Origin of the sequence: Mesorhizobium sp. M8A.F.Ca.ET.181.01.1.1 (assembly GCF_004792025.1) — a bacterium.
In the GTDB taxonomy this organism is placed as follows: Bacteria; Pseudomonadota; Alphaproteobacteria; order Rhizobiales; family Rhizobiaceae; genus Mesorhizobium.
The window spans coordinates 1-332 of the sequence record NZ_SRTV01000149.1 but is presented as its reverse complement, the minus strand read 5'-3'; the positions used below and the strand labels follow the sequence as shown (position 1 = coordinate 332).

The following is a 332-nucleotide window of genomic DNA, read 5'->3' as shown; positions in this document are numbered from 1 at the left end:
GGGCGCTGCCGCCGTCGCCGCACTGGGTGCCGACAAGGCCCGCTATTTCAACGTCAACGTCAGCGATGAGTCGGCCGTGGCTGCGGCCATCGACCAGGCCCACGATTTCCTCGGCGGCCTGAACGTGGCGATGAACTGTGCCGGCATCCTCGGCGCCGGCCGCGTGCTGGGCAAGGAAGGCCCGATGCCGCTGGCCGCTTTCCAGGGCACCGTGATGGTCAACCTGGTCGGCAGCTTCAACGTGGCCAAGGCCGCGGCCAACCGCATGCAGCACAACGACGCCGGCGAAGACGGCGAGCGCGGCGTGATCATCAACACCGCCAGCATCGCCG

General features: G+C 69.0%; 1 protein-coding gene. It reads left to right on the top strand.

Annotation, left to right across the window (positions count from 1 at the left end; translation table 11 throughout):
- A partial coding sequence (locus EN824_RS33980; protein WP_135933199.1) for an SDR family NAD(P)-dependent oxidoreductase occupies window positions 1-332 on the top strand: 332 nt, incomplete at both ends.